This window comes from Edaphobacter sp. FHG110511_03, from assembly GCF_059115365.1.
Genome location: NZ_JBZYWL010000001.1, coordinates 2,115,639 through 2,137,667, shown reverse-complemented (window position 1 = coordinate 2,137,667; position 22,029 = coordinate 2,115,639). Strand labels below are relative to the sequence as shown.

Genomic DNA, 22,029 nt, shown 5'->3' with positions numbered 1-22,029 from the left:
CATGAGCGTATCCGTCAGAACTACCATACAGCCGCGCAGGGCCGTTCTTGAGATGCCGGAGTATCACCCTCCGCTCGCAGGCCGCGACGCTCTGCGTCTCGACTTCAACGAGAACACGCTTGCTCCCTCGCCCCTGGTGCTCGACCGCCTGAAGCAGATCACGGCCGAAGGACTGACTAAATATCCCGAGCGTGAGCCGGGCGAACGAAAAGTCGCCGCCCATCTCGGCCTGGACGCCGCACAGGTCCTGCTGACCAACGGCGTCGATGAGGCGATTCACCTGGTGTGCTGCGCCTTCCTCGAACAGGAGGACGAGGCACTCATTGCAACTCCCTCTTTCTTCATGTACGACGTCTCGATCGCCATGATGACAAGCGGCCTGGTCAAGGTGCAGGCCGATGAAACCCTGCAGTTTCCCTTTGAGCGTTTTCTTGCGGCTATCAATGAGCGCACCAAGCTCATCATCGTGGCCTCTCCCAACAACCCTACGGGAGCCACGGTCAGCCGCGCAGAGATTCTGGCCATTGCAAACGCCGCACCGCATGCTGTACTGATGGTCGACGAAGCCTACTTCCACTTCCACGGCGAGACGGTCCTCGGCGATCTTGCCACTACACCAAACCTTATCGTCGCCAGAACCTTCTCGAAGGCGTATGGACTCGCAAACCTGCGCATCGGAATGCTTGTCGGTAACACGGAGCTGCTGTGCTATCTGCGCAAAGTCAGCTCACCCTACAACGTCAACGGGGTCGCTCTTGACTGCCTCATCGCAGCGATCGACGATGACGCCTACATCGCCTGGTACGTCGAACAGATTCGCATCGGGCGCGAGCGCATGATGGGCGGCCTTGACGAGTTCGGCGTGCATTACTTCCCCAGCGCGGCCAACTTCGTGCTGATGAAGATCGGTCCGCTTCACAAAGAGCTCGTCACTGCCGTGCGGGCTCGCGGGGTGCTTCTTCGCGACCGCTCCGGAGATCCTGGCTGCGATGGCTACGTCCGCATCACCATCGGCATCGGAGACCAGGTCACGCGTGGCCTTGAAGTTTTGAGAGCAGCACTCCATGAGATTGGCTGGAAGCCTGCGTACGGCTTCAGCGCCACAGCAAAAAACGAAGGACAGGAGCTCTAGAACGATGGCAGCAATCAAGAAGGCACGCACAGGTACGATCAAGCGTGACACCACCGAGACGCAGATCTCCCTCAAGCTGAACATCGACGGCACCGGTATCTACAAGGTCACGACCGGCATCCGCTTCTTCGATCACATGCTCGAGCTCTTCACCCGCCACGGAGGCTTCGACCTCACGCTCACCTGCAAGGGCGACCTCGACGTCGATCAGCACCACACCGTCGAAGACGTTGGCATCGCGTTGGGAGAAGCCTTCAACAAAGCGCTCGGCGACAAGAAGGGCATCCTGCGCGCCGGCTACTTCGTCATGGCAATGGACGAGACGCTAGCCGTCGCCGCCGTCGATCTCTCGGGCCGCGTCGCTTATGTCGTCGACGACAAGGTGAAGGTCCGCCTCGTCGGAGACTTCCAGTCCGAGCTGCTAGCCGACTTCTTCGACGGCTTCGCCCGCGGAGCCAAGGCCAACGTCCACGTAAAGACGATGTACGGCCGCTCCAACCATCACAAGATCGAAGCAATCTTCAAGGCCTTCGCACGTGCACTGCGCGGAGCCTGCTCACGCGATGAACGCATGGCGGAGATTCTTCCGAGTACGAAGGGACTGTTGTAACGTGAAATCTCTTCCGATATGGCGACGCATTTTGTTTTCTATTTCGTTGTTCATAACTATCGGAATGATCTTTGAGTACTGGATGATGCAGTCTCAGTTGAATAAAGGGTTGCTACGTACATTCGAAGATATTGATCGGTGGACTGGGTTCGCATTCTATGCAGGTCCCGTAGCTTTTATTTTGTCCTTTTTCGGTAGAGGCCTTTTACGGGTCGTAAACGCCATTCTTATACCTATTTTGTTTGTCATTATTTTGGAACCAGGCGTGCATAAATGATTCAAGTCATCGACTACAAAGCGGGCAACCTCACAAGCGTCCTCAAAGCCCTCAACTACCTCGGCGCGGAGACGCACGTCACGCAGTCGCCCGACGACGTGCGCAACGCCGGCAAGATCGTCCTCCCTGGCGTAGGGCACTTTCAAGCAACACAACTCCTTCATGATCTCGAACTCACCGAAGCCACCCGCGACGCGATCTCTCACGGCGTCCCGTTTCTAGGCATCTGCGTCGGACTGCAGTGGCTTTACGAGGGCTCAACTGAAGCCGAAAGCACCGACGGTCTCTGCCACTTTGCCTCGAAGTGCGAGCGCTTCCCTGCCACCTTCAATAACGCTGAACTGAAGTCGCCGCACGTCGGCTGGAACTCGCTTGAAAACATCCGCAAAGATTCGCGACTTCTGCGCGGTATACCCGATGGAGGCTTCGTCTACTACACCCACTCCTGGCGTGCTCCCGTCAGCGCCGACACTGCCGCCTCGACCAACTACGGTGGCGAGTTTACCGCCGTCGTCGAGCGCGACAATGTGATGGGTGTGCAGTTTCATCCTGAAAAATCGAGCACAGTCGGCCTCCAGATCCTCAAGAACTTCGTGGAGATTTATTAATGCCTTTCGTCTATGAAGTAACGCTCGCCGAAGAGACTCCGCAGCCCGCCTACAAGCTCTCGCAGCAGTTGGTACCGGCCGGAACCCTCGTCGGTACCGGACAGAATATCGCCGTTCTCTCCGATGGCAGAAGCGAGTTCCATCTGCGTGCTCCACTGCAGGGGCTGCTGGTCGGGTGGTTCACCGAAAGTGGAGACGAGCTCGACCCGGACGAACCCGTCGCACGCATCGTCGCTGAGGGAGCAGAGCGCCCGGTGGACCCAGTAACCCCCGTGAGGTCGCAGCCATGCTGACCAAGCGCATCATCGCCTGCCTTGACGCAAAGCGAGCGAGGTACATCCATTGCTAACGAAGCGCATTATCGCCTGCCTCGACGTCCGTGATGGACGCGTCGTCAAAGGCATTCAGTTCGTCGACATCATCGACGCAGGAGATCCCGCCGAACTGGCGAATCGCCATGCAGCCGCCGGAGCGGACGAGATTGTGCTGCTCGACATCACAGCCACGCATGAAGGACGCGGCACGCTGCTTGACACTGTCAAGCGCACCGCCGCGACCCTTTTTGTTCCCTTCACCGTCGGCGGAGGGATCCGTTCCGCCGAAGACGCCGCGGCAGTCTTCGATGCTGGAGCCGACAAAGTAAGCATCAACTCCTCGGCCATCGCGCGGCCTGAGCTCATCGGCGAAATCGGCTCCAGCTTCGGCGCGCAGGCTGTTATCGTAGCCATCGACGCTCGCCGCGCAGAAAACTCTGCCGACCCAGTTGGCGACGCGGAGGTCTACGTAGCCGGAGGCCGCAAACCCACAGGCCGCAAGGTCGTCGAGTGGGCCCGCGAAGCCGAGCAACGCGGCGCAGGCGAAATCCTCCTCACCAGCATGAACACCGACGGCATGCGCAACGGCTTCGACTGCGAGCTGACCGCGCGCGTCTCAGAAGCCGTGCAGATACCCGTTATCGCCAGCGGGGGCGCAGGCTCTGCGGCACACTTCGCCGAGGTCTTCGGCCGAGGCAAAGCCGATGCCGCACTCGCCGCCAGTATCTTCCATTTCGGCGTGACCGACTCACGCGAGCTCAAAGCGGAACTCGAACGCGCAGGGGTCCCCGTAAGGCTACCGTGCTAGGACCCCGCATAGAACGATTCGTCTGGTACTCCTTCTGGAGCCTTCAGGCGCTGGGACTGCTCTGTCTCAGCGGTGGCGAATCCTTTGCGACCACCCACATCGGTTTTCTTGCCCGCATAACCGCTGTCATCGTCCTCGAACCCGGCTTCATCGTCATGCAGGCCATCGTCGAGCACATCACTGCAGTTACTCTCATGCAACAGTTCTGGCTGGGTGCGTTCAGCGCCGTTGCCTTCAACGCCGTCTTTCTTTTCACCATCCTTGTTTTCATCCGCAACCTCCGTCCCTCGCGACAGAACTGAGAAAATACAGCATGCTCATCCCATCCATCGACCTCATGGGCGGTCGCATCGTCCAGCTCGTTCAAGGTGAAAAACTCAAGCTGGCCTTCGACGACTTCGACTACTGGATCGATCGCTTTTCGAAATACCCACTGGTCCAGCTGATCGACCTCGACGCCGCCATGCGCCAGGGCTCAAACGCCGATCTCATCTCAAAGTTCACCACGAAGCTCCCTTGCCAGGTCGGCGGCGGCCTGCGTACAGCTGAAGACGGCAAGCGCATGCTTGACCTCGGCGCAAAGCGCCTGATCTATGGCTCGTCGCTCTTCGGTGGTGACAACGAGGCCGACCGCAAGCGTCATCCGCTCATCAATCTCGACTTCGCCGCAAAACTTCGCGATTCTCTCGGTGAGGAACAGCTTGTCTTCTCCGTCGACACCAAAGGAGGACAGGTCGCGGTGCGCGGCTGGAAGGAGAACGTCGACCTGACCCCCGAAGAGGCCGTGACCTGGCTCGAAGATTTTTGTACGGCCTTCCTCTATACGCACGTCGATACCGAGGGTACGATGACCGGCTTCCCGATCGACGTTGCCGCGATCCTGCGCGCAACCACGGCCAAACAGCTCATCGTCGCAGGTGGCATCAAGGAGCGCGCCGAGGTGGACGCGCTCGATGCCATGGGCGTGGACGCCGTGGCTGGAATGGCCGTCTATTCAGGTGCCATGGAGGCTTAATTGTTATCAGGGCTGTCGGGAAGAGCGTAATACCCCTTGCGCGCCTGGACCTTGGTGTCCTTGCCACACGAGATACTCAGCGCACGGAAGCTTCCATCGGCCTTCAGGTTCGTGGGCGTGTAGCTGGCGAGGTATTGTGTGCGCAATTCGTCCTGAATCTGGTTAAAGGCGTCCTGCAGCTTTTTTCCATTGCTTCCGACGTTGATCACACGTCCGCCTGTCTCCTTCGCCAGGCGGTCCATGTCGCCCGCTCCGGTGTAGCCGAAACTCCCATAGAAGCCACGGTCCGCAATCAGAATGACGTAGATGATTGCGTTGGACTTCTGCGCGGCTTCGATCGCGGTCCTGATCGTCTCCTGCGATCCTTGGTCGCCTCCGTCGGTCAGCATCACCAGAACCTTGCGTCCTGCCTCCTGACGGAGCTTGTCGTGAGCGGCAAGATAGACAGCGTCATAAAGCAGGGTCCCCCGGGGCGTGCTGTTTCCTGTCACCGAGCCGGTTCCGGCTCCGGTATTGATGCTGGCCTTGTTGAGAGCCCGCCTCAGTTCGCCTGGCGAGTTGGTATAGTCGGCCAGCAGATCCACGTTGATATCGAAGGAGATCAGGAATGCTTCGTCCTTCGGAGTCAGCACATCTTTCAGAAACTCCGCGCCTGCTTCCTGCTCCATCGGTAAAACATTCTGCTGGCTGCCGCTGGTGTCGAGCAGAATGCCAATCGTCAAGGGAAGGTTTTTTTCCTGGGTAAAGTTCTTGGTCTTCTGTGGGACCTTGTCCTCGGCGATCTCGCAGTCGTCCTTGTGCAGATTGGTGATGTATCCGTTCTTATCGCGAACGGAAAAATAGATGTTCACCAGGTTGACGTTCACCTTCAGGGTCTGGGTGTCCCCGATGTCGACCGGCTGCTCACCAGGAGCGGAGCTGGAGGGCGGCGGTCCGCCGGGCGAAGGAGCTTCCTGGGCGCACAACGTGGAGGTGAGACCGAAAGGCAGTGCGAACAGGAGGACAAAAGCACACGTAGAGAGGCGCATGTCATATTTAGACGAATCAGGACGCCACGAGTCAGCGAAAAAATAATTGATAGGGAGACTGTTGCGTCAGGATAGGCGGCTGCGTCCTACAGACAAGGGTTCCGACGGGGCTATCTTCATTGTGATAGCCTCCTTATCCTGTCGCTGGTACTCTGGTAGCTGGTAATGCTCAGAGCCAGTAGGCCTGGGTGGATGTTGGTACGGGGGTTTTTGATTGGTCAGGCAAAGCGTATTGGCGGGAGTTCTGGCGTTTATGACGCTGGGGCAGCAGCAGACACAGAAGACGGCCGAGGAAGCATCGGCCGCACAGCAGATCCCCGATGCGCCGCGCCCGCAGGTCGGTCTCCCTGCACTTGACTCCGTAAGACCGGGCATGGGAACGACGCCGAACACGAACGGCGACCAGCCTCCTGCCGACCAGCAGGCACCGCCTTCCAGCCTGCCCTCGTCGCCCGCCTCGCAGCAACACCCTGATGATGGTCCACCACCGGACCTTCCAGCCTCAGGAGAAGGCGTAGACGCCTTCAAACTGGTCGTTCGGACGAACTTCGTTGAAGTTCCCTTCACCGTCAAGGACAAGAAACAGAAGCTGGTTCCCGGCATTACCTGGCGCGAGGTCAGGATCTATGAGAACAACCTGCCGCAGCACATCAGCATTTTCACGGTTGACCCCTTTCCGTTGTCGGTCGCAATCGTCATCGACCAGAGCTTGACCCCGGACAACATGGCCAAGGTGAACAACTCGCTGGCCGCGCTGCAGGGCGCCTTTGCCCCCTATGATGAGGCTGCGGTCTACACCTACAACAACGGCCCCCAGCGACGCACCGACTTCACCGCCGCGAACAGCGCGCGCCTTGAGTTCGCCCTGAACAACTCCAAGAGCACGGGCCGCGAGGTCTACATGAATATGGGCGGTCCGCTGGCGCAGACGACGGTCATCAACGGGCGCAACTTCGATCCGAACACGGCTCCGATCCGTAACAGCCCAGCGATGGAGCTCAAAGTCCCCAAGGAAGTCCATACCCTCAACGATGCGATCCTTGAGGCCGCCAAGTCGATGACGACCCGCGCCAAAGGCCGCCGCCGCGTGATCTACGTGATCAGTGATGGCAAGGAGTATGGCTCGAAGGCCAAGACCAAGCAGGTGATCCAATACCTGCAGACCAACAAGATCTCGGTCTACGGTACGCTGGTGGGCGATTCCTCGCTTCCTGTTGTCGGCTTCCTGGACAAGATCCATCTTCCACTGACGATGCGGGACAACGTTCTTCCGGTCTACACCAACGAGACCGGCGGCAACCTGGACGCCGAGTTCCGCCAGCGTGGTATTGAAGAGAGCTTCCAGAACATCTTCAAAGAGGTCCGTACCCAGTACACGATCGGCTACTACACGCACCAGCCATTCATCGACGGCAAGTATCGCACGATCGATGTGCGTGTTCTGCGCCCGGATCTGACCGTCATCGCCAAGAAGGGCTACATCCCGACGGCAAGCGACTCCGGCCCGTTGAACGTAATAAGTCCCAATAAATAAAGCAGTCCGCAAGAGACGATGCTCGAAGCAAACGCATTTCTGGCGCTTGCCGCCGCTGTTTTGTGGGGCGGCGGCGACTTCTCCGGCGGGATGGGAGCCAAGCAGGCCGGCGGAACGATGGCTGGCGCGCTGCGTGTGGTTCTGACCAGCCACACTGCCAGCTTCTGCGTCCTGGTGGCCATCGCTTCGGTACGAGGCGATTCGTTTCCCCACGGCGCCCCCCTGCTGTGGGGGCTTCTTGCGGGAGTGATGGGCGGACTTTCCCTCACAGGCTTCTACATTGCCCTTTCACGTGGAGCGATGGGCGTTTCGGCGGCGATCAGCGGGCTGCTGGCGGCGGCGATTCCGGCAGCGATCTCGATTGCCGAGGAGGGTTCGCCGGGATGGCAGCGAATCGCCGGGTTCGCTGTCGCCGGAGCTTCGATCTGGATCATCGCGGCGGGCGACAATCCCGAGGCGAAGCCGGTTTCACGCGGGACGACGTGGCTGGCCATTCTCTCGGGCGCGGGCTTCGGGGTTTACTTTACTGCGCTGAAGTTTGCCGGGGTCACCGGGGTCGTTTGGCCGATGGCGACGGCCAGGATCGGGAGCCTCACAACCTGCTCCGTTCTTCTTGTCATAATGCTGGCCCGGGAAAAGACCGGGGGTCGGGGGTGGCTGCCTCGCAAGGCCATCTTGTGGGCGCTTTCCACCGCACTGCTCGATACGTCGGGCAACCTGCTCTTTATCGCCTCGACGAGAGCCGGAAGGCTGGACGTCGCGGCAGTCCTGGCCTCGCTTTACCCAGCCTCGACGATCCTGCTGGCGGCCTGGATGCTCCATGAACGGCCGACACGACGACAGGGTTTTGGGATGCTGGTGGCTGCTGCCGCGGTCATGATGATTACCCTGTAACCCCTCCCCGCCCCTTTTTGCGCAAACTATTCATTCCACATGATTTATGTCCGGACATTCTGGCTAAAATATTGATTACAGATGGTTTATACGTAAGCTACATATAATAAACGGCTTATAAGATGGATCCGTGGCAGCATAAGCGAAATACAGGGATTCCTCGACTCGCTGCGCTCGCTCGGAATGACGATCGCGGGGTTGATGATCGCAGGGGGTTGATGATCGCAGGGGGTTATTAGCCCTACTTCTATTATAAGAACGCCGCTGAAACTAATCGGCAGCTCTTATCTCCTTTTGTTCTTTGGAGATAGATACGTCCTGCGCTTGACAGGAGATTCCGAGCCACCAGCCCAGCAGGGTGAGGCCCGCGAAGATGCCGACGACGATAAGGTTTGGATAGACGATGATCCCGTGGACTCTCGGCTCGTGACCCGGGGTCCCGGCCCAGTAAGAGGCCGGTGCGAGAAGAAATGGGACATAGAAAAACGGGGTCCAGTAGGAAAGGGAGAGCAGCGCGGCAGCGGTAAATCCGGCTTTGGGGTCGCTGGAGGGGCGCCAGAGCAGCCACGTGGCAGTACCCGCGACACCGGCAAAGAGAAAGAGCAGAATGGCGGAGTGATAGCGGGCGTGGGGATGCCAGAGAGGGTTAAGCAGGTGGTTCGAGCTCCAGTCCAGCAGAAACGACATCACGGAGCCGCCCAGAAGGATAAAGGTGAGGAGAAGCCTGGCTGCCAATGTCCGATTCATAGAAGTCTCCGCGCTCCCTAATTAGTGAGTGATTGCTCACTATATAATTCACCCTGGCTCTTTGCAAGGGAGAATGAGGTCAGGGATATTGTCATGAAGGTGCAGACAGAAGGAAAAAGACGGGGACGACCGAGCCGCAGAGCCGAGATTGTCGCAGCGACCGAGAGGCTGGTGCGGGAACGGGGAGTTCCGGGGGTGACGACGAGGGCGATCGCCGAGGCGGTTCCCTGCTCCGAAGGGGCGATCTATGTGCACTTCAAGGACAGGCTGGACCTGATTTTGGCGGTTCTCGAGGAGAGCCTTCCGGAGATGCTGGTTCCGCTGCACGCGCTGAAAGAAAAGACGGGACTGGATACGGTGGAGGCCAACCTTGCGATTGCATTGAGAGGGCTGGTTGAATTTCATCGCCGGGTGATGACGATGCTGTGTTCGTTACTCGGGGAGGCGGAGCTGCGGGAGCGATTCCGGCGATCATTGAATGAGGACGGCCGTGGGCCTGATCGCGGTATGGCTACGCTGACGAACTATATCGAGAACGAGAAACGGCTGGGCAGAGTTGCGGCCGGGGTGGATGCGAGCAATGCAGCACGTGTGCTGATGTCGGGCTCGTTTTTCCATGTGTTCACGATGGAGCTGCTGGGGGCCGACGACCTGGATGCGGAGAAGTTGGTGAAGCAGGTGTTGCAGAGTGGAGACGATGCGGTTTGAGCTCGCTCGAAGGCCTAGAGCTTGATTTTGCTGGGGTCCATGGTGGGATTGGGGTATTTGAGCTTCAGGCCCTTCATCGCCTCTACAAGAATCTCTGAGATGGCTACGTTGCGATACCACTTGTAGTCAGAGGGGATCACGAACCAGGGGGCATGTTTGCGGCTGGTGGCTCCGAGGAGGTAGTTGTAGGCGTCCTCGTATTGAGGCCAGAACTCACGCTCGCGAAAGTCGCTCTCGGAGAGTTTCCAGTGCTTGTCGGGGGTGTCGATACGGGATTGGAGACGGCGGGTCTGTTCCTGGTAGGAGATGTGGAGGAAGAATTTGAGGATGACGACATCATTGTCGTAAAGCATGGACTCGAACTCGAGGATGTCTTCGATGTGCTGATCGAGTTTGCTGGCAGAGATGAGCTTGTGTACCCGGGGGACGAGGATGTCCTCGTAGTGGGAGCGATTGAAGATCTGGATGATTCCCCGCGGAGGGACCTGGGCGTGAATGCGCCAGAGGAAGTCGTGACGCTTCTCAAGCGGCGTGGGCTCCTTGAAGAAGGAGATGTTGCAGCCCTGCGGGTTGATTCCTGCAAAGATGTGGCTGATGGCCCCATCTTTTCCTGCGGTATCCATGCCCTGCAGGACGATGAGAAGAGCCTTCTGCTGGCTGGCATAGAAGACCTCCTGGAGAGCGGAGAGCTTCTGGCAATGATCTTCGAGGGCAGCCTTTGCAGCATCCTCGTGCTTGAAGGAGCCAGTATTGTCGGTCGCGATGCGGGAGAGTTTGACCTTCGCGTCCGGTTTGACCAGATAAGGCGATTTGAGTTTCATCGGATGAGCCGGGTCCGGCCTTGCGCCTCAGGTGGTTTTTCCTACGGAGGAAAGTATCGCACAGACGTTTGCCTTCGCCTGGCGCCGAGGGTGATTTACTTGGCGGTCTCTTCCGGCTTAGGCGTAACGGTGTGCGCGTCGGCGGGCTTGTTGACTTCTTCGGTGACGCCCTTCATGCCGTCCTTGAAGCCACGAAGTCCCTCGCCGAGTCCCTTGCCGAGCTCAGGCAGCTTTTTGCCGCCGAAGAGCACCAGGACAACGACTGCGAGGACGATGAGATGTGTCGGTGTAAATAGTTCGCCCATGGAAGATCTCCCCTTGCGCCGCCGCGCGTTGCCTTGCACGGGTATAGACGGCGGCAGACCCTATTGTCGCACAGGAGCGAGATAGGTGCAGTGGACGTTGCGGCGAAGAACCCCGGGGCCTTGAAGCGATCCAGGATTCTTCGCCACGCTGAGAATGACGGCGATAAAAGCAGGTCGTGACTCGAGATAGAGCAAACAAGCTCCGAAACGTTATATCTTGGAAGGGTAAGCGAAATGCAGGAGCTGATGTTGGAGAAGAAGACGCAGGAGTTTGTGTTGCCCGAGGGAACCAGGAAAGAACAAGGTTTTGGCCGCCGTGCATGGATGGGAGCGCTGGCCGCCGCTCTGCTAACCGTCGCGAGCGGAACCGCAACTGCACAGAGCAGCAGCAGCAGTACCCAGCTCAGCACCAGTCCGCAGACTACGACGACGACCAGGCCGAAGACGAAGATCGGTTTCATCGCGCCTGTGACCTACGACAACAAGTATGAGATCTACGGCGGCGTCAGCTTCATGAACTTCCAGGGTGGGCAGTCTCTGCCGACGCGCATGAACATGGGCGGCGCCGAGGTGCTGGCGACCTACTGGCTTACACCGAAGTGGGGCCTGGGCGGAGAGTGGCGCGGCGAGTGGGGAACAACTCCTGTCACTCCTAACATCGTATTCAACGGCCGGGCGGCGGCCTCGTTAAATGGAGGAATGCTGGGAGCGCAGTATCGCGGACCCAAGAACCAGTATGCCGCTCTGAACTACCACGCCTATGCGGGAGCGATGTACGGCAAGTTTGACTACACAACCGATCCGACGCCGCTGGGTATGTATACGAACAGGACCAAGCCAATGGCTGCTCTTGGGATCAGCGTTGACGTCAATCACACCAAGAACCTGGCGTTCCGGCTTTCGCCTGATCTGATCCTGGAGCACTTCGGAACCGAGACGCGGGAGTTTTTTGCGATCTCGGGTGGTGTTGTGTATCGGTTCGGAAAGCGATAGACGCGAGGCTGAAGGATAGAAGAGCGGGCCGCCAGATACTCTGGCGGCCCGCTTTTTTGTGTCTGACAAGATGTACGTGACAAGGTTTTTTGGCTTGTCCACGATCGTCATCGAGTGTACAGACGAAATATAGGGATTCTTCGACTCCGCTGAGCTTCGCTCAGAATGACGTGCCCTTGCCACTCAAAAATGGATGAAAGAAGAGGTTAACCGCCTCCGTTGCCCTGCCGGAGGAATTGTGCCGAGACGGGGTTTTCGTAGAAGGAGTAATCGCGGGTGACGACGGTGAGGCCGCTGGAAGAGACGAAGTAGTTCTTCTTGTCTTCCTGGGGATCGTAGCCGATGACGGTTCCGTCGGGAATGTGGACGTCGCGGTCGATGATGGCATGGCGGATACGGCAGTGCCTGCCGATGTTGACATGAGAGAAGATGACCGAGGAGTCCACGTCGGCGTAGGAGTTGACGCGGACATCCTGCGAGAGGACGGAGTTGCGGACGACGGCCCCGGAGACGATGGAGCCGGCCGAGACGATGGAGTTGATGGCCATGCCGGTGCGTCCGGGCTCGCCGAAGACAAACTTGGCGGGCGGGTACTGGTAGGGCCGGGTACGCATGGGCCAGGACTTGTCGTAGAGATTGAAGATGGGAGTGACGCCGGCGACGTCCATGTTGGCCTCGTAGTAGGCCTCGAGGGTTCCGACATCGCGCCAGTAGAGGGCGTTCTGCTTGTTCTCGTCGACGAAGTTGTAAGCCTGCATACGATAGCGGCTGAGAAGGTTGGGCAGGATGTTGTGGCCGAAGTCGTGCTTCGACTGCGGGTCTTCGGCGTCCCGAATCAACTCGGGTAGCAGGACATCCGTGTTGAAGAGGTAGATGCCCATGGACGCATCGACCATCTCAGGATTGAAGGGCGAGCGGAGATCGGTCTGCTTCGGCTTCTCGATAAAGCCGACGACCTCTCCGTTGCGTGCGACCTCGACGACTCCGAAGGCGGAGACCTCTTCAGGTTTGACCGGGAGGGTGGCGATGGTGACGTCGGCACCTGACTCCTGGTGATGCTCGAGCATCAGGGCGTAGTTCATCTTGTAGATGTGGTCGCCGGAGAGGATAAGGACGTACTTCGGCTCTTCGGATCCGATGGAATAGATGTTCTGGTAGACGGCGTCGGCGGTTCCCTGGTACCAGGACTTGGAGACGCGCTGCATGGGAGGGAGAATCTCGATGAAATCGCCGAGCTCGTTGGCGACGACGGATCCCCAGCCCTCGCGGATATGGCGGTTGAGGGAGAGCGCCTTGTACTGGGTAAGGATGTAAACCCTGCGCAGGTCGGAGTTGATGCAGTTAGAGAGGGTGATATCAATGATGCGGTACTGGCCGGCAAAAGGTACGGCAGGTTTTGCACGGTCACGGGTCAGTGGGAAGAGACGTTCACCGGCACCACCGGCTAACAGAACACCAAGCGTATCTTTCATCTTTCGGCAACCTCAGAACTGGTCCCTCCGGGACCGTGAGTGTTCGGATGCACAAAACGGTGAACGCGTCCGAGGGAGGAACCGCGAGTCTACCACGCTTAGATTGATTTTGTTCTTCCAGAAAATCACGGGCAGGACGGCCCGAACGCGCGACGCGCGGGCCATGGAAAGAGAGACGCCGTCGTCAGACGGTTGGAGCTTCGCCGGACTCGCCGGATTCGTTGATGCTGATCCGGAGCGATTTCAGGAAGCTGAGGTCACTGTTGGTGAACGGACCTTCGAGCTCCTCGGAGACCTCTTCCGTCTGCTCGGAGTCGGAGTCCACCTCGTTGAGCCCGATCGTGGCCTCAAGCATCAGCAGGACGTCGAAGCCCTGCTCGCGAATGTCCTTGACGACGACGGCGATGTCTTCAGACTCAGAGACCGTCTCATGGATGGCTTCGCCAAGCTTCTGGATGAGATTCTTTACTTTCTGATTCAATGCCACCTCCGGGCTGCTCGATATACGTCTGACCTCGCATCGGGTATTCCCGGCTGAAGGAGACCGGCGGGAACGGCATTGCGGGTACTTCGAAGATATGACGACAGAATACGCCCATCGGTAAGCGCGCTGCAACGAGATTGAATCAGGGAAGATTCGTTTCGAATATCGGTGTAATTTCTTGCGAAGTGCCGATTGAAATCAAGCGATCGTATGGTGATCAGACCAGGCGCCTTGAAGCCGATGAGCAAGATCCTGCACAGGAACGGTTCTGCGCGGGCCCCACACGACCACTCCTACGGCAGCAGCACAAAATCCAGCTGTTATCCAGAGTATTCCCTTCATGAAACCACCTCCCAGGTTGATATCCCGGCTTGGATGCAGATGGCTGTTTCTGCGTTTGACGTGGACGGAAGTCTTTTGCAGAGGAGGGTGGAACGGCTACACTCTTCGATATGGATTCGGTACGCTTAGGCCGGGCGCTTGGAGTGGGTGCGCGGGCCGCCGCCAAGACCCTGGTGACGGCCGTGGATGCAGCGACCTCGCCGAACCCTTCGACCGGACAAACTCCGTCAGCCTCCCAGCGGCCGAGCCAGCGATCTTCTACAAGTGCGCGGCCCTCGATGGCTCAGGCAGCGCAGCAGGTGACACGCACCGCCGCCCAGGCGAAGCGAACGACGGAGGGTGTGGCTCGCGGAGGAAAAAAATTCGGTGAATCCATCTGGAGACCGTTCGTGAGGTTATCGGGCGTTCTCTGGCTGGAGTTTACAGGGGTCTTCTTCGGGATCTTTGCACTGTATGCCGGCAGTGGAGCCTGGAAGCTGCGAGGGGACCTGCGCGAGACGGCGGGAAATCACGATGCGCATATGCACTTCCTGATGGCGACGGTGATGGCGGCGGTCTTCGGCTACTTCTGCGTCAGCAGCTTTCTACGTGCGCGGCGCAAAGAACGAGCTCGTTGAACTAGTCCGGCTCTCCCCGATGCAGAATCATCTCCGCAATATCCTGCACTCGTTCTACGGTGATGCCGTGGCGCTGCTGGATTGCCAGGGGATGATCGGGATTAGAGATCGTGAACAGCGGACGCTGCCCGACGGGCTGAGTGTGAATATCGACCTCGAGGTTGATGGTATTTCCGAAGAGAAATAAATCGTTGTTCAGCCAGCCGGAGAAAGGCTGTTCCTGCTCGCGTCCCTCGGTGTTCCACAACTCGTTGGAACGGATGAAGTTCATGGGACTGACCTCTGCCCATACTCCCCAGACGAACGGAGCATCGAGCCCGTGTACCGGCACCAGGATGCGCCCGCGCAGGTAGAAGTCCCTGTTGTCGATCACGCACTGATCCGCGGTGATCACGACACGTTCTTCCAGTTCTTCGGAAGGAACGGCCAGGACCGCCTGCGGCGCCTTGACGCTGTACTTCAAGGGCAGAACATCGTGCCGCTCCCCGCAAACCGTGCAGGCAAATCCGCTGAATACCTCTCCGCCCATGAGTTCATTCTTCCATAAAAGAACCCCGGAGAGACGAGTACACTTGAGCGTTATGTCGAAGACGATTCCCCTTCCGCCGGTCAAGCCTTCGCAAACGAGTTCAGGAATCCCCATCGATGCGGTTTATGACACCGAACGTCTTGCGGAGCTCGACCCGGCAGTGCAGTTGGGGCGGCCCGGCGAGTATCCCTTTACGCGGGGAATTCAGCCGACGATGTATCGCGGGCGGCTATGGACGATGCGGCAGTATGCGGGCATGGGCGACGCAGAGGAGTCGAACCGGCGCTACAAGTTTCTGCTGGCGCAGGGTGCAGGCGCGGGAAAGGGTAAGGGAGGACTAAGCGTCGCCTTCGATCTGCCGACGCAGATCGGGTATGACTCGGATTCGCCGATGTCCCTGGGCGAGGTAGGCAAGGTGGGAGTGGCGATCGATTCGATCGAAGATATGGAACGGCTGTTCGATGGGATTCGACTGGATGAGATCTCCACGTCGATGACGATCAATGCCACAGCCTCGATTCTTCTGGCCCTGTATGTCGCGGTGGCGAGGCGACAGGGAGCCGACGTTAGAAAGCTGAACGGGACGGTGCAGAACGACATCCTGAAGGAGTACATCGCACGCGGCACATACATCTATCCGGTGAACCATGCGATGCGACTGGTGACAGACATCTTTGCGTGGGCGGCGAATGAGGTTCCGGAGTGGAATACGATTTCGATCTCCGGCTATCACATGCGGGAGGCCGGATGCACGGCGGTGCAGGAGGTGGCCTTCACGCTGGCTGATGGCATGACCTATGTGCAGGCGGCGCTCGATGCGGGCCTGGAGATCGATGCATTTGCCCCAAGGCTGAGCTTCTTCTTCAACGCGCATAACAACCTGCTGGAAGAGGTCGCAAAGTTTCGCGCGGCGCGACGGATGTGGGCGCGGATCATGCGGGAGCACTTTGGCGCGAAGAATCCGCGAAGCTGGATGCTGCGGTTTCATACGCAGACGGCGGGCTCGACCCTGACGGCGCAGCAGCCCGAGAACAACATCGTGCGCACGACGGTACAGGCGCTGGCCGCGGTGCTGGGAGGAACACAGTCGCTGCACACCAATGGATTCGATGAGGCGCTGGCACTACCGACCGAGCAGGCGGCGAGGGTTGCCCTGAGGACGCAGCAGATTCTGGCGAACGAGAGTGGCGTAGCGGAGACTGTGGACCCGCTGGCGGGTTCGTACTACGTGGAGACGCTGACCAACGAGATTGAAGAGCGCGCAGAGGAGTACATCACAGCGATCGAGCGGTTCGACCTGGGCGGTAAGTACGGAATGTTGCGGGCGATCGATCAGGGATATGTGCAGCGGGAGATTCAGAATGCTGCTTATGCCTACCAGCAAGCGGTAGATGAGAAGACAGCGATTGTGGTGGGAGTGAATGAGTATGTGAACGAAGCAGAGAGCGCGATTCCTCTTCAGCGGATCGACGAGGCGCTGGAGCGGAAGCAGGTAGAGCGAGTACGCGAGTTGCGGGCACGGCGTGATGCCGGTGTGCATGCAGCGGCGCTGCGCGGAGTGGAAGATGCAGCTCGAGGTGGCGAAAACCTGATGCCGCGGATTGTGACTGCCGTGGAGAGCTATGCGACGGTGGGAGAGATCGCAGACGTGCTGCGCGGGGTGTTTGGGGAGTATCGGGAGACGGTAGTGGTATGAGATATACGAGTTTCAGATACACGGAGAACTGACACGGATCTTTCGATGGATTGGCGGTGCAAAGAACAACATCACAAAGAAAATTATTGAGGAGATAACACAAACCACTTTTCTATCGCATCTTAGGAACGTCCCAATAGAGTGATTCAAAAAGATAATTGCGAAAAAAGGTAGTGTTCTGCAATGTTGCAATGCTACTGTTTGTTGCTGCTCTCCCGGCCCAATCTGAAACCGAGAAGGAGTGACACATGCAATTGGTTCCTGCGGCAGCCCTTTCCTTTGTGCTCGTGGCAGATGCGCTTTGCATTATCGGATGTCAGAAAACAGAAGCTCCTGTGGCTACAGCTTCAGCGCCGGTTGAACAAGCTGAGAGCTCGTCACCGAAAGCATCGAAGCCCTGTGACGGATGTATTCCCGTCACGCCCAAAAACTTTCCCCGCGCCGAAACCGATCTCTACTTCGGCAACATCGTCAAAGATGGCGCTCTCGGCAAGTTCATCCATAATCGCGCACCTACGCCAATCGATCAGCAGAAGATCGTCCGCATGAATCGCGACACCCTCTACTCCTCCGCCATCTTCGATCTCGACGCGGGCCCCGTCACCATCACCTTACCTGACTCCGGCAAACGTTTCCTCTCCATGCAGATTATCAATGAGGACCAGTACACCCCCATGGTCGTCTACGGTAAAGGCACCTACACCTTGACCAGAGACAAAATCGGAACGCGTTATGTCGCTGCTGTCATCCGCACTCTCGCTGATCCCAACAATCCGCAAGACCTCGATGAGGTTCACAAGCTGCAGGATGCCGTTATCATCACACAGAAAGATCCCGGCACCTTTGAAGCCCCCAAGTGGGACAAGGCCAGCCAGGATAAAGTTCGTGATGCTCTCGTCGTCCTTAACTCCACGATGACGGACTTCAATAACGCCTTCGGCACCAAACAGCAGGTCGACCCCGTCGCCTACCTCATTGGATCGGCCGTAGGCTGGGGCGGCAATCCGGACAAAGAAGCCAAGTATGGCCAGCTGAAGGTACCCAACAACGACGGCAAGCAGGTCTACAAACTCACCGTCAAAGACGTCCCCGTCGACGGCTTCTGGTCTATCAGCGTCTACAACGCCAAAGGCTACTTCGAACCCAACTCCCTGAACTCCTACTCGGTTAACAACATCACCGCGCAGAAGAACCCGGACAACTCCGTTACCGTTCAGTTCGGCGGCTGCGACAACAAGGTCCCTAACTGCATGCCCATCACTGCCGGTTGGAACGCCGCCGTCCGCATGTACCGCCCGCGGCCAGAGATCCTTTCAGGTAGATGGAAGTTCCCTGAAGCGCAGCCCGCAACATAAAGACCCGATGTTGAAATCAACAGCGAATAAGGTCTGGTGACTTCGAAGAAGTGAGGTAAACAGCTTTTCCATCAGTCCATGTAAAAGGCTTCGATCACGAAAGGAGCTTTCCTCCATGACGATGATTGAACTGGGCTCAAAATTCATCCGCCGCGGACTCTGGCTCTTCGTCTTCGGCCTTGTCATCGGCTTCGGACCATGGGCGCATTACATGCATGGAGCGATGGAAGAGGTACAACCCGCTTTCCTTAAGAACGTCACTCTGTGGTGGGGCTGTCCGTGGACGCTCTCCGTCTACGTGACCCAAGTCGGAAGTCTTGCGATGGTCCTCTTCGGCCTCTGCTATATGGTCAGCGATCGTTCCACCTCGACGCCTGCTTCTGCAGGGGAGAGATTGGCGCTCACTCTCTGCTTGTTCGGAATCGTGTCGGAGTTCGTTGCAGGCTATCTCTTCTACTTCGTCGTCAACTCCATCTGGCCGAACTTTTACTTCACCCCGATCGATGAAGGAAAGCATCTCTGGCTCGGCGTGCAGGGTGCATGTATCGCTCTCTGCCTCGCAGGAGCCGTTCTCGCAGTAAAGGGAATTGGACGAGCCATGGATGCAGCCGCACAAAAGGAAGACCTGCGTCTGCCTTCAACAGAGATCGGAAGCCTGAGGATTTCAAAGACAAGTAGATGACCGAAGCGAAAGCCTTCAGGGAGAAAGCAATGACAAAGATCCTTCCGAGAATCGCAGTATCGATAGCCGCGGCGTTCTTCATGCTTTCACTAACCGCATGCGAACAACCGAAGAAAGAAGCAGCGATGACGTCACTAACGCAGACCGCATCTTCCGGCGATGTTCAGAACAATCTCCTGCACGCCCGCGCCGTCCAGGCCGTCATCTGGGGCATGCCTGCCGTCAACTACGACCTGATGCTCCAGGAGATGCTCACCAAGACCACGGGCAAAGTCGGCCAGGTCATTTACTGGGGACGTCCGATGGAGTATCACAATCAAACCCTCACGCCCAATCCCGACGCCCTCTACTTCATGGTCTTCTTCAATACTAAGGACGGCCCCGTTGTCCTCGACCTTCCTCCCGGCGATCAAAACGGCTCCTTCAACGGCAACATCGTCAACATCTGGCAGATGCCTCTCGAAGACGCCGGCCTCCTCGGCTACGACAAGGGCAAGGGCGGCAAGTACCTCATCCTTCCCCCCGGTTATAAGGGCAAGTCGCCCGCTGGCTACATCCCCTTGCAGTCCGACACTCTCGGCGGCTACATGCTCTTCCGTGCCAACTTCAAGAGCCACTCCGACGCCGATGTTCAAGCCGCCATCGACTACGGCAAGCGCATGAAGATCTACCCGCTCTCCGCCGCCGCTCATCCGCCCGAGACCATCTTCACCGACGTCAAAGACATCGACTTCGACTCCACCATCCAGTACGACGCCAGCTACTTCGATCACCTCAACAACATCATCCAGTCTGATCCCTGGCTCGACCGCGACCGCGTCATGATCGATCAGCTCGCCTCCATCGGCATCGAGAAGGGTAAACCCTACCAGCCCTCCGATCAGCTGAAAGCCACGCTCAACTCCGCCGCGCAGGACGCCCGTGCCTTCCTCTACGCAAAATACGACGAGGGCTTCCCGCCCTTCTTCTCACCCAGCAGCCGCTGGTTATTTCCTGGATATCCCGAACTTGTAAAAGCTCAGAGCACCGCCTACGGAGATCCGAACGCTGATCCTGTGGACAAGCGAGCCGTCGTATACACCGTCGGCTACGTCGGCATCAAGAATCTCGGCGGTGGCCAGATGTACCTTATTTCCATCAAGGATAAGGACGGCAACGCCTTCGACGGCTCGAAGACGTACAAGCTAGCGGTCCCACCCAACGCGCCGGTCAAGCAGTACTGGTCCCTCACCGCCTACGACCGCGAACTCCACACGCTCATCAAGGGAGTCAATCGCGCCAGCCGCTCCTCCCAGATCCCGGAACTCCAGAAGAACCCCGACGGCTCTATTGACCTTTATATCGGTCCCAAAGCTCCTGACGGCAAAGACGCTAACTGGATCCCAACCGACCCCAATCGCAAGTTCGAACTGATGTTCCGTGCCTATGCTCCGACTGAGGCATTGTTCAAGAAACAGTGGATCTTACCCGACGTTGAAAAACAATAGGCAAATCACCCTTGAGAAGGGGTGTTCCGAAAGGACAACAGATGAAGACCACGCTCATTCGTCGCACCCCGCTGGCCCTCGCCGGCCTCGCCATCATCCTTACGACGGGATGCAACGAGGCCAAAAAGACCGCTGAAGGCGGCCTTACTCCCGCTGACGCCCGCGCCATCGCGAAGGAGGCCTTCATCTACGGCTTCCCCATGGCTGCCAACTACAACACCATGTACAAGCAGGCCATCGACAGCTCTAGTTCCGATCATCGCGCCGACTTCAACGTAATCGCCAGCTCCAAGTCTGTCGCGACCCCCGAAGATAAGTTTGTCGTCACCCCTAACTCCGATACGCCCTACTCCTATCTTTGGATGGACCTGCGCACCGAACCTCTCGTCGTCTCCATGCCCAAGATCGAACCCAACCGCTACTACACCGGCCAGATGATCGATCTCTACACTTACAACTTCGCTTACCTTGGCACGCGCTCTTACGGCAACGGTGGGGGAACCTTCCTCGTCGCCGGTCCCACGTGGAAGGGCGACAAACCCATCGAGGTGAAAGACGTCGTCCGATCCGAGACCGAGTTCGCTTACATCCTCTTCCGCACGCAACTCTTCAACGTGGCCGATCTGCCCAAGGTCAACAAGATTCAGTCTCAGTACAAGGCACAACCGCTCAGCGAGTTCCTCAAGGAACCCGCCCCCGCTGCTGCGATCGCAGTCAGTTGGCCCAAACCTGCGGACATCATGAAGCCCAGCGCCGACATTTTCCCAATCGTCAACTTCCTCTTCCAGTTCTGCCCGCCCAATTCCTCTGAGAGCGGTCTGCTGGCGCGCTTTGCCAAGCTGAACATCGGACCCAACCAGACCTTCGACATGGCGAAGTTCTCTCCTGAGATTCAGCAGGCGATTAACGACGGCATCAAGGACTCCGCCACAGACCTTCAAACCCTGATGAAAAAGATCAACGCCGACGAAGTCTCCAGCGGCGACATGTTCGGCACCCGCGACTTCCTCAAGGGCAACTATCTCTACCGCTACACAGGAGCCAAGCTCGGCCTCTACGGCAACTCCAAACAGGACGCAATCTACTACGGCTACTTTGTCGACGCTAACCACCAGCCGCTCGACGCATCGAAATCGAACTACGAGCTTCATTTTGCCAAGGGAGATCTGCCGACGACGAAAGCCTTCTGGTCGCTGACGATGTATGACGGCAAGACGCAGCTGCTGGTGGCCAATCCTCTCAAGCGCTACCTCCTCAACTCCACCACGCTCAAGAGCTACAAGTACGGCCCCGACGGCTCGCTCACCCTGTACATCGCACACGACAACCCCGGTCCTGCAAAGCAACCCAACTGGCTCCCTGCGCCAGATAGCACCTTCTATACCATCCTCCGCGTCTATTTGCCCGGCGATACCGTGGTCGACGGCACGTGGCACAAACCGCAAATGCAGCCAGTAGCGAAGTAGCTCTCTGTCGCAAACGATGGAAAGGAGAATGCTTTGCTGACTATGGGGCATCGAGGCAGTCGGTCTGTTCGTTGACCGTGGGGAAACGGCACAATACGATGAGTC

The 22,029-nt window shown here is 58.1% G+C and carries 25 protein-coding genes; 17 read left to right on the top strand and 8 right to left on the bottom strand.

What is annotated here, in order from left to right; genetic code table 11:
* Position 1 precedes the first annotated feature (1 nt).
* The 7 genes from hisC to AC5S26_RS08690 all read left to right on the top strand — a co-directional run bounded on the left by hisC (position 2) and on the right by AC5S26_RS08690 (position 4,764).
* The gene (gene hisC, locus AC5S26_RS08720; RefSeq protein ID WP_494184458.1) at positions 2–1,132 is read left to right on the top strand and encodes a histidinol-phosphate transaminase; all 1,131 of its coding nucleotides are present in this window, start codon (positions 2–4) and stop codon (positions 1,130–1,132) included.
* A gap of 4 nt (positions 1,133–1,136) precedes the next feature.
* Positions 1,137–1,742: an imidazoleglycerol-phosphate dehydratase HisB gene (gene hisB, locus AC5S26_RS08715; protein ID WP_494184457.1), complete on the top strand. Its 606-nt coding sequence runs from the start codon at positions 1,137–1,139 to the stop codon at positions 1,740–1,742.
* A 273-nt stretch (positions 1,743–2,015) separates the two neighbouring features.
* A complete protein-coding gene (hisH, locus tag AC5S26_RS08710; protein ID WP_494184456.1) occupies positions 2,016–2,627 on the top strand; it encodes an imidazole glycerol phosphate synthase subunit HisH in 612 nt (203 codons plus the stop codon).
* Positions 2,627–2,920 carry a hypothetical protein gene (locus AC5S26_RS08705; protein ID WP_494184455.1) on the top strand — a complete coding sequence of 98 codons (294 nt, stop codon included), beginning with the start codon at positions 2,627–2,629 and terminating at the stop codon, positions 2,918–2,920. Before hisH ends, AC5S26_RS08705 begins: the two co-directional genes overlap by 1 nt.
* 49 nt (positions 2,921–2,969) lie before the next feature.
* Positions 2,970–3,749: an imidazole glycerol phosphate synthase subunit HisF gene (gene hisF / locus AC5S26_RS08700; RefSeq protein ID WP_494184454.1), complete on the top strand. Its 780-nt coding sequence runs from the start codon at positions 2,970–2,972 to the stop codon at positions 3,747–3,749.
* Entirely contained in the window at positions 3,743–4,051 is a 309-nt protein-coding gene (locus AC5S26_RS08695) for a hypothetical protein (RefSeq protein WP_494184453.1), read from the top strand. Before hisF ends, AC5S26_RS08695 begins: the two co-directional genes overlap by 7 nt.
* A gap of 11 nt (positions 4,052–4,062) precedes the next feature.
* Complete coding sequence (locus AC5S26_RS08690; protein WP_494184452.1) at positions 4,063–4,764, top strand: 1-(5-phosphoribosyl)-5-[(5-phosphoribosylamino)methylideneamino]imidazole-4-carboxamide isomerase; 702 nt, start codon at positions 4,063–4,065, stop codon at positions 4,762–4,764.
* Here AC5S26_RS08690 and AC5S26_RS08685 read toward each other — a convergent pair.
* Positions 4,761–5,792: a VWA domain-containing protein gene (locus tag AC5S26_RS08685; RefSeq protein ID WP_494184451.1), complete on the bottom strand. Its 1,032-nt coding sequence runs from the start codon at positions 5,790–5,792 to the stop codon at positions 4,761–4,763. The genes AC5S26_RS08690 and AC5S26_RS08685 overlap by 4 nt on opposite strands.
* Before the next feature lie 232 nt (positions 5,793–6,024).
* Here AC5S26_RS08685 and AC5S26_RS08680 point away from each other — a divergent pair, with 232 nt between their 5' ends.
* Both AC5S26_RS08680 and AC5S26_RS08675 read left to right on the top strand, forming a co-directional pair.
* Positions 6,025–7,326: a VWA domain-containing protein gene (locus tag AC5S26_RS08680; protein WP_494184450.1), complete on the top strand. Its 1,302-nt coding sequence runs from the start codon at positions 6,025–6,027 to the stop codon at positions 7,324–7,326.
* 18 nt (positions 7,327–7,344) lie between these two features.
* The gene (locus AC5S26_RS08675) at positions 7,345–8,220 is read left to right on the top strand and encodes an EamA family transporter (protein ID WP_494184449.1); all 876 of its coding nucleotides are present in this window, start codon (positions 7,345–7,347) and stop codon (positions 8,218–8,220) included.
* Positions 8,221–8,490: 270 nt separating this feature from the next.
* On the opposite strand, the gene AC5S26_RS08670 is transcribed toward AC5S26_RS08675, so the two are convergent.
* Positions 8,491–8,967 carry a DUF6640 family protein gene (locus AC5S26_RS08670; protein WP_494184448.1) on the bottom strand — a complete coding sequence of 159 codons (477 nt, stop codon included), beginning with the start codon at positions 8,965–8,967 and terminating at the stop codon, positions 8,491–8,493.
* A 93-nt stretch (positions 8,968–9,060) separates the two neighbouring features.
* Here AC5S26_RS08670 and AC5S26_RS08665 point away from each other — a divergent pair, with 93 nt between their 5' ends.
* Positions 9,061–9,675, top strand: a complete 615-nt coding sequence (locus AC5S26_RS08665; protein ID WP_494184447.1) for a TetR/AcrR family transcriptional regulator — start codon at positions 9,061–9,063, stop codon at positions 9,673–9,675.
* A gap of 14 nt (positions 9,676–9,689) precedes the next feature.
* Here AC5S26_RS08665 and AC5S26_RS08660 read toward each other — a convergent pair whose 3' ends face one another.
* The 3 genes from AC5S26_RS08660 to AC5S26_RS08650 form a co-directional block, all read right to left on the bottom strand.
* Positions 9,690–10,496: a PPK2 family polyphosphate kinase gene (locus AC5S26_RS08660; protein WP_494184446.1), complete on the bottom strand. Its 807-nt coding sequence runs from the start codon at positions 10,494–10,496 to the stop codon at positions 9,690–9,692.
* Between the two features lie 95 nt (positions 10,497–10,591).
* Positions 10,592–10,801 carry a twin-arginine translocase TatA/TatE family subunit gene (tatA, locus tag AC5S26_RS08655; protein ID WP_494184445.1) on the bottom strand — a complete coding sequence of 70 codons (210 nt, stop codon included), beginning with the start codon at positions 10,799–10,801 and terminating at the stop codon, positions 10,592–10,594.
* A 60-nt stretch (positions 10,802–10,861) separates the two neighbouring features.
* Positions 10,862–10,996 (bottom strand): hypothetical protein, encoded by a 135-nt coding sequence (locus AC5S26_RS08650; protein ID WP_494184444.1) that lies wholly within the window; start codon positions 10,994–10,996, stop codon positions 10,862–10,864.
* A 51-nt stretch (positions 10,997–11,047) separates the two neighbouring features.
* On the opposite strand from AC5S26_RS08650, the gene AC5S26_RS08645 reads away from it, so the two are divergent.
* Positions 11,048–11,794 (top strand): hypothetical protein, encoded by a 747-nt coding sequence (locus AC5S26_RS08645; protein ID WP_494184443.1) that lies wholly within the window; start codon positions 11,048–11,050, stop codon positions 11,792–11,794.
* A gap of 206 nt (positions 11,795–12,000) precedes the next feature.
* Here AC5S26_RS08645 and glgC read toward each other — a convergent pair whose 3' ends face one another.
* Both glgC and AC5S26_RS08635 read right to left on the bottom strand, forming a co-directional pair.
* Positions 12,001–13,266: a glucose-1-phosphate adenylyltransferase gene (glgC, locus tag AC5S26_RS08640; protein ID WP_494184442.1), complete on the bottom strand. Its 1,266-nt coding sequence runs from the start codon at positions 13,264–13,266 to the stop codon at positions 12,001–12,003.
* Positions 13,267–13,450: 184 nt separating this feature from the next.
* Positions 13,451–13,753, bottom strand: a complete 303-nt coding sequence (locus tag AC5S26_RS08635; RefSeq protein ID WP_494184441.1) for a hypothetical protein — start codon at positions 13,751–13,753, stop codon at positions 13,451–13,453.
* Between the two features lie 449 nt (positions 13,754–14,202).
* Here AC5S26_RS08635 and AC5S26_RS08630 point away from each other — a divergent pair, with 449 nt between their 5' ends.
* Entirely contained in the window at positions 14,203–14,709 is a 507-nt protein-coding gene (locus AC5S26_RS08630; protein ID WP_494184440.1) for a hypothetical protein, read from the top strand.
* Between the two features lies 1 nt (position 14,710).
* Here AC5S26_RS08630 and AC5S26_RS08625 read toward each other — a convergent pair whose 3' ends face one another.
* On the bottom strand, positions 14,711–15,238 hold the full coding sequence (locus tag AC5S26_RS08625; RefSeq protein ID WP_494184439.1) for a DUF2199 domain-containing protein: 528 nt from the start codon (positions 15,236–15,238) through the stop codon (positions 14,711–14,713).
* A gap of 52 nt (positions 15,239–15,290) precedes the next feature.
* On the opposite strand from AC5S26_RS08625, the gene AC5S26_RS08620 reads away from it, so the two are divergent.
* The 5 genes from AC5S26_RS08620 to AC5S26_RS08600 all read left to right on the top strand — a co-directional run bounded on the left by AC5S26_RS08620 (position 15,291) and on the right by AC5S26_RS08600 (position 21,924).
* Entirely contained in the window at positions 15,291–16,934 is a 1,644-nt protein-coding gene (locus tag AC5S26_RS08620) for an acyl-CoA mutase large subunit family protein (RefSeq protein WP_494184438.1), read from the top strand.
* A gap of 248 nt (positions 16,935–17,182) precedes the next feature.
* Positions 17,183–18,289 carry a DUF1254 domain-containing protein gene (locus tag AC5S26_RS08615; RefSeq protein ID WP_494184437.1) on the top strand — a complete coding sequence of 369 codons (1,107 nt, stop codon included), beginning with the start codon at positions 17,183–17,185 and terminating at the stop codon, positions 18,287–18,289.
* Between the two features lie 115 nt (positions 18,290–18,404).
* A complete protein-coding gene (locus AC5S26_RS08610; protein ID WP_494184436.1) occupies positions 18,405–18,971 on the top strand; it encodes a hypothetical protein in 567 nt (188 codons plus the stop codon).
* Positions 18,972–19,000: 29 nt separating this feature from the next.
* Positions 19,001–20,458: a DUF1254 domain-containing protein gene (locus AC5S26_RS08605; RefSeq protein ID WP_494184435.1), complete on the top strand. Its 1,458-nt coding sequence runs from the start codon at positions 19,001–19,003 to the stop codon at positions 20,456–20,458.
* A 41-nt stretch (positions 20,459–20,499) separates the two neighbouring features.
* Positions 20,500–21,924, top strand: coding sequence for a DUF1254 domain-containing protein (locus tag AC5S26_RS08600; RefSeq protein WP_494184434.1), 1,425 nt, complete (start codon positions 20,500–20,502; stop codon positions 21,922–21,924).
* Positions 21,925–22,029: the final 105 nt, after the last annotated feature.

What these genes read in the sequence shown, in the direction of transcription:
- hisC (WP_494184458.1), top strand. Translation starts at nt 2, where the DNA reads ATGAGCGTATCCGTCAGAACTACCATACAGCCGCGCAGGGCCGTTCTT.
- hisB (WP_494184457.1), top strand. Translation starts at nt 1,137, where the DNA reads ATGGCAGCAATCAAGAAGGCACGCACAGGTACGATCAAGCGTGACACC.
- hisH (WP_494184456.1), top strand. Translation starts at nt 2,016, where the DNA reads ATGATTCAAGTCATCGACTACAAAGCGGGCAACCTCACAAGCGTCCTC.
- AC5S26_RS08705 (WP_494184455.1), top strand. Translation starts at nt 2,627, where the DNA reads ATGCCTTTCGTCTATGAAGTAACGCTCGCCGAAGAGACTCCGCAGCCC.
- AC5S26_RS08690 (WP_494184452.1), top strand. Translation starts at nt 4,063, where the DNA reads ATGCTCATCCCATCCATCGACCTCATGGGCGGTCGCATCGTCCAGCTC.
- AC5S26_RS08685 (WP_494184451.1), bottom strand. Translation starts at nt 5,792, where the DNA reads ATGCGCCTCTCTACGTGTGCTTTTGTCCTCCTGTTCGCACTGCCTTTC.
- AC5S26_RS08675 (WP_494184449.1), top strand. Translation starts at nt 7,345, where the DNA reads ATGCTCGAAGCAAACGCATTTCTGGCGCTTGCCGCCGCTGTTTTGTGG.
- AC5S26_RS08670 (WP_494184448.1), bottom strand. Translation starts at nt 8,967, where the DNA reads ATGAATCGGACATTGGCAGCCAGGCTTCTCCTCACCTTTATCCTTCTG.
- AC5S26_RS08665 (WP_494184447.1), top strand. Translation starts at nt 9,061, where the DNA reads ATGAAGGTGCAGACAGAAGGAAAAAGACGGGGACGACCGAGCCGCAGA.
- AC5S26_RS08660 (WP_494184446.1), bottom strand. Translation starts at nt 10,496, where the DNA reads ATGAAACTCAAATCGCCTTATCTGGTCAAACCGGACGCGAAGGTCAAA.
- tatA (WP_494184445.1), bottom strand. Translation starts at nt 10,801, where the DNA reads ATGGGCGAACTATTTACACCGACACATCTCATCGTCCTCGCAGTCGTT.
- AC5S26_RS08645 (WP_494184443.1), top strand. Translation starts at nt 11,048, where the DNA reads ATGTTGGAGAAGAAGACGCAGGAGTTTGTGTTGCCCGAGGGAACCAGG.
- glgC (WP_494184442.1), bottom strand. Translation starts at nt 13,266, where the DNA reads ATGAAAGATACGCTTGGTGTTCTGTTAGCCGGTGGTGCCGGTGAACGT.
- AC5S26_RS08630 (WP_494184440.1), top strand. Translation starts at nt 14,203, where the DNA reads ATGGATTCGGTACGCTTAGGCCGGGCGCTTGGAGTGGGTGCGCGGGCC.
- AC5S26_RS08625 (WP_494184439.1), bottom strand. Translation starts at nt 15,238, where the DNA reads ATGGGCGGAGAGGTATTCAGCGGATTTGCCTGCACGGTTTGCGGGGAG.
- AC5S26_RS08620 (WP_494184438.1), top strand. Translation starts at nt 15,291, where the DNA reads ATGTCGAAGACGATTCCCCTTCCGCCGGTCAAGCCTTCGCAAACGAGT.
- AC5S26_RS08615 (WP_494184437.1), top strand. Translation starts at nt 17,183, where the DNA reads ATGCAATTGGTTCCTGCGGCAGCCCTTTCCTTTGTGCTCGTGGCAGAT.
- AC5S26_RS08610 (WP_494184436.1), top strand. Translation starts at nt 18,405, where the DNA reads ATGACGATGATTGAACTGGGCTCAAAATTCATCCGCCGCGGACTCTGG.
- AC5S26_RS08605 (WP_494184435.1), top strand. Translation starts at nt 19,001, where the DNA reads ATGACAAAGATCCTTCCGAGAATCGCAGTATCGATAGCCGCGGCGTTC.
- AC5S26_RS08600 (WP_494184434.1), top strand. Translation starts at nt 20,500, where the DNA reads ATGAAGACCACGCTCATTCGTCGCACCCCGCTGGCCCTCGCCGGCCTC.